This window comes from Isoptericola maris, from assembly GCF_048065335.1.
GTDB classification, from domain to species: Bacteria; Actinomycetota; Actinomycetes; order Actinomycetales; family Cellulomonadaceae; genus Isoptericola; species Isoptericola rhizosphaerae.
In genome coordinates, this window is sequence record NZ_JBLUNY010000010.1 from 110,563 (window position 1) to 117,029 (window position 6,467).

The 6,467-nt window shown below is 71.9% G+C and carries 8 protein-coding genes; 4 read left to right on the forward strand and 4 right to left on the reverse strand.

Going from position 1 to position 6,467, the window contains the following annotated elements:
- Nucleotide 1 precedes the first annotated feature (1 nt).
- Together ACH5HR_RS14435 and ACH5HR_RS14440 are read right to left on the reverse strand one after the other, a co-directional pair.
- Nucleotides 2-490 carry a MarR family winged helix-turn-helix transcriptional regulator gene (locus tag ACH5HR_RS14435; RefSeq protein ID WP_416478483.1) on the reverse strand — a complete coding sequence of 163 codons (489 nt, stop codon included), beginning with the start codon at nt 488-490 and terminating at the stop codon, nt 2-4.
- A complete protein-coding gene (locus tag ACH5HR_RS14440; protein ID WP_402376849.1) occupies nt 487-1,368 on the reverse strand; it encodes a VOC family protein in 882 nt (293 codons plus the stop codon). Before ACH5HR_RS14440 ends, ACH5HR_RS14435 begins: the two co-directional genes overlap by 4 nt.
- Nucleotides 1,369-1,512: 144 nt before the next feature.
- Here ACH5HR_RS14440 and ACH5HR_RS14445 point away from each other — a divergent pair, with 144 nt between their 5' ends.
- From ACH5HR_RS14445 to ACH5HR_RS14455, 3 genes are read left to right on the forward strand one after another with little or no spacing between them, the layout of a single operon-like run.
- The gene (locus tag ACH5HR_RS14445) at nt 1,513-2,355 is read left to right on the forward strand and encodes an alpha/beta fold hydrolase (RefSeq protein ID WP_416478484.1); all 843 of its coding nucleotides are present in this window, start codon (nt 1,513-1,515) and stop codon (nt 2,353-2,355) included.
- Between the two features lie 51 nt (nt 2,356-2,406).
- Nucleotides 2,407-3,171 carry a MerR family transcriptional regulator gene (locus ACH5HR_RS14450; protein ID WP_416478485.1) on the forward strand — a complete coding sequence of 255 codons (765 nt, stop codon included), beginning with the start codon at nt 2,407-2,409 and terminating at the stop codon, nt 3,169-3,171.
- Nucleotides 3,161-3,895, forward strand: coding sequence for a GOLPH3/VPS74 family protein (locus tag ACH5HR_RS14455; RefSeq protein ID WP_402376842.1), 735 nt, complete (start codon nt 3,161-3,163; stop codon nt 3,893-3,895). The genes ACH5HR_RS14450 and ACH5HR_RS14455 overlap by 11 nt, the downstream gene beginning before the upstream one ends.
- Nucleotides 3,896-3,940: 45 nt before the next feature.
- On the opposite strand, the gene ACH5HR_RS14460 is transcribed toward ACH5HR_RS14455, so the two are convergent.
- Together ACH5HR_RS14460 and ACH5HR_RS14465 are read right to left on the reverse strand one after the other, a co-directional pair.
- On the reverse strand, nt 3,941-4,711 hold the full coding sequence (locus tag ACH5HR_RS14460; protein ID WP_416478486.1) for an isocitrate lyase/PEP mutase family protein: 771 nt from the start codon (nt 4,709-4,711) through the stop codon (nt 3,941-3,943).
- Between the two features lie 43 nt (nt 4,712-4,754).
- Nucleotides 4,755-5,486, reverse strand: a complete 732-nt coding sequence (locus ACH5HR_RS14465) for an alpha/beta fold hydrolase (protein WP_416478487.1) — start codon at nt 5,484-5,486, stop codon at nt 4,755-4,757.
- Nucleotides 5,487-5,711: 225 nt separating this feature from the next.
- On the opposite strand from ACH5HR_RS14465, the gene ACH5HR_RS14470 reads away from it, so the two are divergent.
- Nucleotides 5,712-6,383, forward strand: coding sequence for a MerR family transcriptional regulator (locus ACH5HR_RS14470; protein ID WP_402376835.1), 672 nt, complete (start codon nt 5,712-5,714; stop codon nt 6,381-6,383).
- The last annotated feature ends 84 nt before the right edge of the window (nt 6,384-6,467 follow it).

Genomic DNA, 6,467 nt, shown 5'->3' on the forward strand with positions numbered 1-6,467 from the left:
GTCAGCCCTCGCCCGTGCCCTCGCCGAACCGAGCGATGATGCGTGCGCTGAGGTCGCCGAGGGCGGCGGTGCCAGGTCCGCCGAGCTCGTCCAGGAGCGGGTCGCGGATCTCGCGACGCTGCGAGCGGAGCACCCGACGGACCACGCGGCGTCCCTCGCCGGTCAGGACGGCGTCGTAGGCACGCCGTCCGCTCGTCGCCGGGCGGCGCTCGACGAGCCCCTGGCGCTCCAGGGCGGTCACGGCGTGGCTGATGCGGCTCGGGGAGAAACGCAAGGTCTCGGCGATGCGCTTGAGCCCGACCGTGTGGCCCTCGGCGGCGTGGAGGAGCACCAGGATCTTGAAGTGACCGTGCGAGACACCGCCCTCCCGCTGCGACTGCCGGTCCAGCGCGGTCTCGAGGACGTGGGTGGCGAGAACGAGGTCCCGCCACACCGACGCCCGGCCGAGGCTGTCGTCGGGATCGACCCGCGCGTGCGGGTCGTGCGTCACGAATTCCCTTCCCGGCCCTGGGTGGCGGTGATGCTGACCGCGTTCGCCCAGGGGTCCTCGATGCTGACCGTGCGGCCGTCGTCGCGGACCGGGACGCGGTGGTGCTTCATGCGGTCGACCAGCTCGGCGACGTCGTCGGCCGTGGGCACCTCGATGTCCACCCGGCCGAGCCCGAGGGTCTGCTGACGAGGACCCGCGCCGCGGCTCTTCCACACGTTCATCGCCATGTGGTGGTGATAGCCGCCGGCGCTGACGAACACCGCCTGGTCGCCCAACGCCATCGTCACGTCGAAGCCCAGGCGGGTGGCGTAGAAGTCGCGGGCTGTCGTCACGTCGCCGACCGAGAGGTGGATGTGCCCCACCCGGGCGTCACCGACCGGGTCGCCGGCGAGCCCGTCGGCGTCGAGGTGCTCGCGCAGGTAGGCGCCGGGATCGAGGAACACCGTGCCCATCTCGACCTGCCCGTGCGTCCAGCTCCACTGCGTCCGGTCACGGTCCCAGTAGAGCTCGACGCCGTTGCCCTCGGGGTCGTCGAAGTAGAACGCCTTGCTGACCAGGTGGTCGGCGGACCCGGTGAAGGACTCCGGGCGGCGGCGCGCGACCGAGTGGACCGCGGCGGCCAGGGCCGCCTCCGTGTCGAAGAGGATCGCGGTGTGGAACAGCCCGGCCTCGTGGGGTGAGGCGTGCCGGAGCTCGGGGGTGTGTGCCAGGACGACGACGGCGCGGCCGGACCGGCCGAGCGTGACGACGGGTCCGGTCTGCTCCAGCACGGTCAGGCCCACCTCGTCGCGATAGTAGGCGGTCATGCCGTCCAGGTCGGCGACGTTGAGGGTGACGGCACCCATGGCCGTGTCCGCTGCGAGAAGTGGTCTGCTCATGATTCCGGCAACTGACTTGAACTCTCAAGTATTCCTGGGAAGTCGACGTCGGCACGGAGGGCTTGACTGTGTTGTTGGCACAGGGAATGTACTGGGGGCCAGCGGTCGTCTCCGTCGTCGGCCGGGACCGAAGGGAGCAGGACCATGGGCTACATCACGGTAGGGAACGAGAACAGCGCGCCCGTCGAGCTGTACTACGAGGACCAGGGCGCCGGGCAGCCGGTGGTGCTGATCCACGGTTACCCCCTGAACGGGCACAGCTGGGAGCGTCAGACCAGGGAGCTGCTGGACCAGGGCTACCGGGTGATCACCTATGACCGGCGCGGGTTCGGCCAGTCGACGAAGGTGCACCACGGCTACGACTACGACACGTTCGCCGCAGACCTGAACGCGGTGCTGGAGACCCTGGACCTGCGTGATGTGGTGCTGGTGGGTTTCTCGATGGGGACCGGGGAGCTGGCGCGCTACGTCGCACGATACGGTCATGAGCGGGTCGCGAAGCTGGCGTTCCTGGCTTCGCTCGAGCCGTTCCTGGTCCAGCGTGAGGACAACCCTGAAGGGGTGCCGCAGGAGGTCTTCGACGGTATCGCCGCGGCTGCTCGGGGTGACCGGTATGCCTGGTACACCGAGTTCTTCAAGAACTTCTACAACCTGGACGAGACGCTCGGTTCGCTGATCAGCCCTGAGGCGGTCCAGGCCAGCTGGAACGTCGCCGTGGCCAGCGCTCCGGTTGCTGCGTATGCGGTGGTGCCGGCCTGGATCGAGGACTTCCGCGGTGATGTCGAGGCGGTGCGTGCTGCGGGCAAGCCGACGATGATCCTGCACGGCACGAAGGACAACATCTTGCCGATCGATGCGACCGCTCGGCGGTTCCGTCAGGCGTTGCCCGAGGCCACCTACGTCGAGGTCCAGGACGCGCCGCACGGGCTGCTGTGGACCCACGGCGACGAGGTGAACGACGCCCTGAAGTCCTTCCTGGGCGGGTGAGACCACCCGGTGGAGGGCGGCCCGCCACTCGGCTGAGCGACAGGAGACGACATGGCGTGGAGCACCCGAGAGCTCGCCGAACGCGCGGGCACGACGGTGAACACGATCCGCCACTACCACCGCACCGGGCTGCTCGAGGAGCCCGAGCGTCGGTCCAACGGGTACAAGCAGTACGACGTGCATCACCTCGTGACCCTGCTCCGCATCCGGCGCCTGGTCAGCCTCGGTGTGCCGCTCGCCCAGATCGGCGACGTCCGTGCCCGTGCCGACAGCGCCTCGGAGGTGCTGCAAGCCCTCGACGCGGAGCTGCAGCAGGGCATCGCGCGGCTCGAGAAGGCGCGGGCGGACCTCGCCGTCATCCTGCGCGACGACGTGCCGGCCGACGTCCCGGCCGGATTCGAGTCCGTGGCATCCCAGCTCTCGGAGGCGGACCGGTCCATCGTCCACATCTACACCCAGCTGTACGACCAGTCGGCGCTCAGCGACATCCAGAAGCTCGTCGAGGCAGACACCGACGGTCTCGGAGCCGACCTGGACGAGCTGCCCGCCGACGCCGACGAGAACACCCGGCGCCGGCTGGTCGACAGGCTGGCGCCGGTCATCCTGCGCAACAACCGCGACTACCCGTGGCTGACCGACCCGATGGCCCACCTGGCCAAGGATCCGTCGTTCGCCGCGCAGACCCTGGCCCATGCCCTGAACGACCTGTACAACCCTGCGCAGCTCGACGTCCTCGAGCGCGCCCACACGCTGGCGACCGACCTCGAACGGACCGTGCCAGAGCCCGAGGAGAAGGACACGACAGATGACGACTGAGCACCCGGACAACCCGCGGGCCGCCACACGAGGCGCCGACGACCCGACCCGGACCGGCGAGCCGATGCTGGCCGAGGATCTCCTCCTGCTGCTGTTCCAGCCCGGCTCGGGAACCATCGCCGGCGAGGGCACCCTGTACTACGTGCTCGCCGGGGCGGTCCTCGCCGACCTGGCCCTCGGTGACCACGTGCAGACCTTGCGCGGCCGGACTGGTTCGCTGCTCGTCGGAGCCGCCGGCGAGCGTCCGCCCGTGGACCCGCTCCTGCGGACGAGCTGGGAGTATGTCGCGGACAAGCCCCGGGGGGTGCAGACCGTCCTGGCGGCCACGGGCCCGTCGCTGCGCCAGCCGATCCTGGACCGGCTGGTCGAACGGGGCGATCTGCGTCGGCGCACCCGCAAGACCCTCGGTCTGTTCACGACGACGGCCATCGAGGACGGCGACAGCGGCCGCAGGGCGAGGTTGCTCGGTGAGGTGCGCGCGGTGCTCGTCGACCGGGTCGAGCCGACCCCGCGGACCGCCGCGCTCGCTGCCTTGCTCTACGGCAGCGGCACCCTGCCCCAGCTCGATCCGGAGATCCCGTGGACCTCTCCCGTGATCGGGCGTGCCGAGGAGCTCAAGGACGGCAGCTGGGGAGCCGCGGCCTCCGCCGAGGCGGTCACCCGGACGGTCACCGCCGTCGTGGTCAACAGCGTCGTGGTCGCCGCTGCCACGCTGCCGCGCTGACAACGCGACCGGAGGTGCGGCCGCGCTGACAGCGCCGGCCGCACCTCAGTTGAGCGCAGGAGTGTCCTCGGGGACGACGCCGTCGCCGTAGAGGTCTGTGGCCAGGTCGCGCAGCGCGCGCAGCGCGACCCGCTGCGTGAGCGGGCCGTAGGAGATGCGCGCGACGCCCAGCTCCTCGTACTCGGCCGCGGTCAACGCCCCCGGTACGCCGATGACGCTGAGCCGGCGCGGCCCGAGACCGGCCACGAGCCGCTGGGTCGACTCGCGGTCGAGCATGCCGGGCACGAAGACGAGGCTCGCGCCGGCGTCGAGGAACGCCCGACCACGTTCGACGGCGTCGTCGAGGCTCTGGGTCAGCGGACGGTCGCCACCGCGCACCAGCGCGTCGGTGCGCGCGTTGAGCTGGAACGGGACGCCCTCCTGCTCGGCGACGCGCACGATGGCCTCCACGTTTGCCACCGCCTCGGTCAGCGGCACCAGGCGGTCCTCGACGTTCGCGCCGACCACACCGACGCCGATCGCGCGGCGGACCGACTCTCCCGGGTCGCCGAACCCCGCGTCGAGGTCGGCGGTCACCGGCAGGTCGGTCGCCGCCACGATCCGCGCCACGGCGGTCAGCGCGACGTCGAAGGGGATCTCCCCGTCCGCGAACCCGTGGCTCGCGGCGATGGAGTGCCCGGCGGTGGCGATCGCTCGCGTACCGGGCAGGTCGGCGACCGTGCGTGCACTGATCGCGTCCCAGACGTTCACGACACGGAGGATCTCGGGGGCCTCGTGGAGCGCCTTCAGCGCCTCGGCCTTCGTCAGTGTGCTCATGGCACGACGCTACAGCGGCGCGCCGGGCCGGTCCGCACGACGCTCAGTCCGCGGGCCGGCCCCCGGTGCCGACGGCGGCCACGGCTTCCAGGATGACGTCCGCGACGTCGTCCGGCCGCGAGACCCCCAGCGCGTGCGGCCCGTCCCAGAGCACCCGGCGCACGACGGCGTCGGCCCGGTCGGCCATGAACCGCAGCGCGGCCGTGGGGATGCTCCGGTCCGCGTCGCCGTAGACGAACCAGCTCGGACGTGTCCGCCATGCGGGCACCGTGCTCTCGACGGTGTCCGACAACGCGCCCTCGGCCACCGGTCGCTGCGTGACGCTCATCGCCGCCGCGAGCGGCCTCGGCACGTCGGCCGCGAGCTGGTCGGCGAACGCCTCGCGCCGGACGACGAGCTCCCGCCCGCCCGACCGGACCGGGTATCTCGCGACGGTGTCACCGAGCGTGCTCCCCGGGAACCGGCGGGAGAGCTCGTCGGCGCTCTCGCCGTGGTCGGGTGCGAAGGCGGACACGTAGACGAGCGCGGTGACGGCGTCGCGCGATCCCGCCTCGGTGATCACCATCCCGCCGTAGCAGTGCCCGACGAGGACGACCTCTCCCGCGACCGCGTCCAGGACGTCCGACAGGTAGCGGGCGTCCTCGGCGAGTCCGCGCAACGGGTTCGCGACGGCGACGACGGGCACGTCGTCCTCGTCCATGCGGGCGACGACCTCGTTCCAGCTCGACGAGTCGGCGAACGCTCCGTGCACCAGGACGACGGTGGGTGTCGGCACGGTGCTCCTTCGCTCCGGGTGCGCCGTACGCGGCGCACCTCGCATCTCAGCGAACGCTGTGTGCCGACCACAGGGTCAAGCGACGGGACGTTTACGTAGTCCTCACCGACGCCGAGCGCGGGCGCTCGATGAGACGTTACCCAGGAGGGCGGGTGGGATCACCGCGCGGCGGCGTACCCCACCCGGTGGCGGGGCCCCACCCTTTCGCCGAACGAGGAGGACGTCATGGAGTGGAGCACCCGGGAGCTGGCGGCTCTCGCGGGGACGACGGTCAACACCGTGCGGCATTATCACGCCGTGGGGCTCCTCGAGGTGCCGGAGCGACGGCACAACGGGTACAAGCAGTACCGGGTGCACCATCTGGTCAGGTTGATCCGCCTGCGGCGGTTCGCCGAGCTGGGTGTCCCGCTCGCGCAGGTCGCCGATGTCGAACGCCGTCAGACCCTGGCGTTGCATGGTGTCGACCAGGCCCTGGAGGCCGACCTCGAGCGTCTGCAGCGTGCGCGCTCGGACGTGGCCGCGATCCTGCGGGAGAACGCCCCGCCGGACACGCCCCGTGGCTTCGAGGCGATCGCCGCAGAGCTCTCGGCCGCGGACCGCTCGCTCGTCCACATCCTCGCTCGCATCTCCGGCGCGGAACACCTGACCCGGCTGCGGGCCATGGTCGTGACCGAGCCCGCCGGGACCCGGCGGGCGTTCGACGACCTGGGGCCGGACGCGTCGGAGGCGACCCGCGACCGGGTCGCGGCGCTGCTGACCGACGGGGGTCCGCACTGGCGCAGCCCGGAGACCGCGCCACCGGCCCTGCGGGCCACGGTCGCCGCAGCGGTCGCCGAGCTCTACAGCCCGGTGCAGCGCGACGTCCTGCGCCGCTCGTCGTCGGTGCCGGCGGAGTGAACGAAGCGGGGGCCCCCCCCGGGGCCCCCGCGGGGGCCCGCCGCGGCCCCCCCGCGGGCCCGGCCGCCGCCCCGCACGGCTCAT

Excerpts from the sequence above, each read along its gene's own strand:
- ACH5HR_RS14440 (WP_402376849.1), bottom strand. The coding sequence starts at position 1,368 with ATGAGCAGACCACTTCTCGCAGCGGACACGGCCATGGGTGCCGTCACC.
- ACH5HR_RS14445 (WP_416478484.1), top strand. The coding sequence starts at position 1,513 with ATGGGCTACATCACGGTAGGGAACGAGAACAGCGCGCCCGTCGAGCTG.
- ACH5HR_RS14450 (WP_416478485.1), top strand. The coding sequence starts at position 2,407 with ATGGCGTGGAGCACCCGAGAGCTCGCCGAACGCGCGGGCACGACGGTG.
- ACH5HR_RS14455 (WP_402376842.1), top strand. The coding sequence starts at position 3,161 with ATGACGACTGAGCACCCGGACAACCCGCGGGCCGCCACACGAGGCGCC.
- ACH5HR_RS14460 (WP_416478486.1), bottom strand. The coding sequence starts at position 4,711 with ATGAGCACACTGACGAAGGCCGAGGCGCTGAAGGCGCTCCACGAGGCC.
- ACH5HR_RS14470 (WP_402376835.1), top strand. The coding sequence starts at position 5,712 with ATGGAGTGGAGCACCCGGGAGCTGGCGGCTCTCGCGGGGACGACGGTC.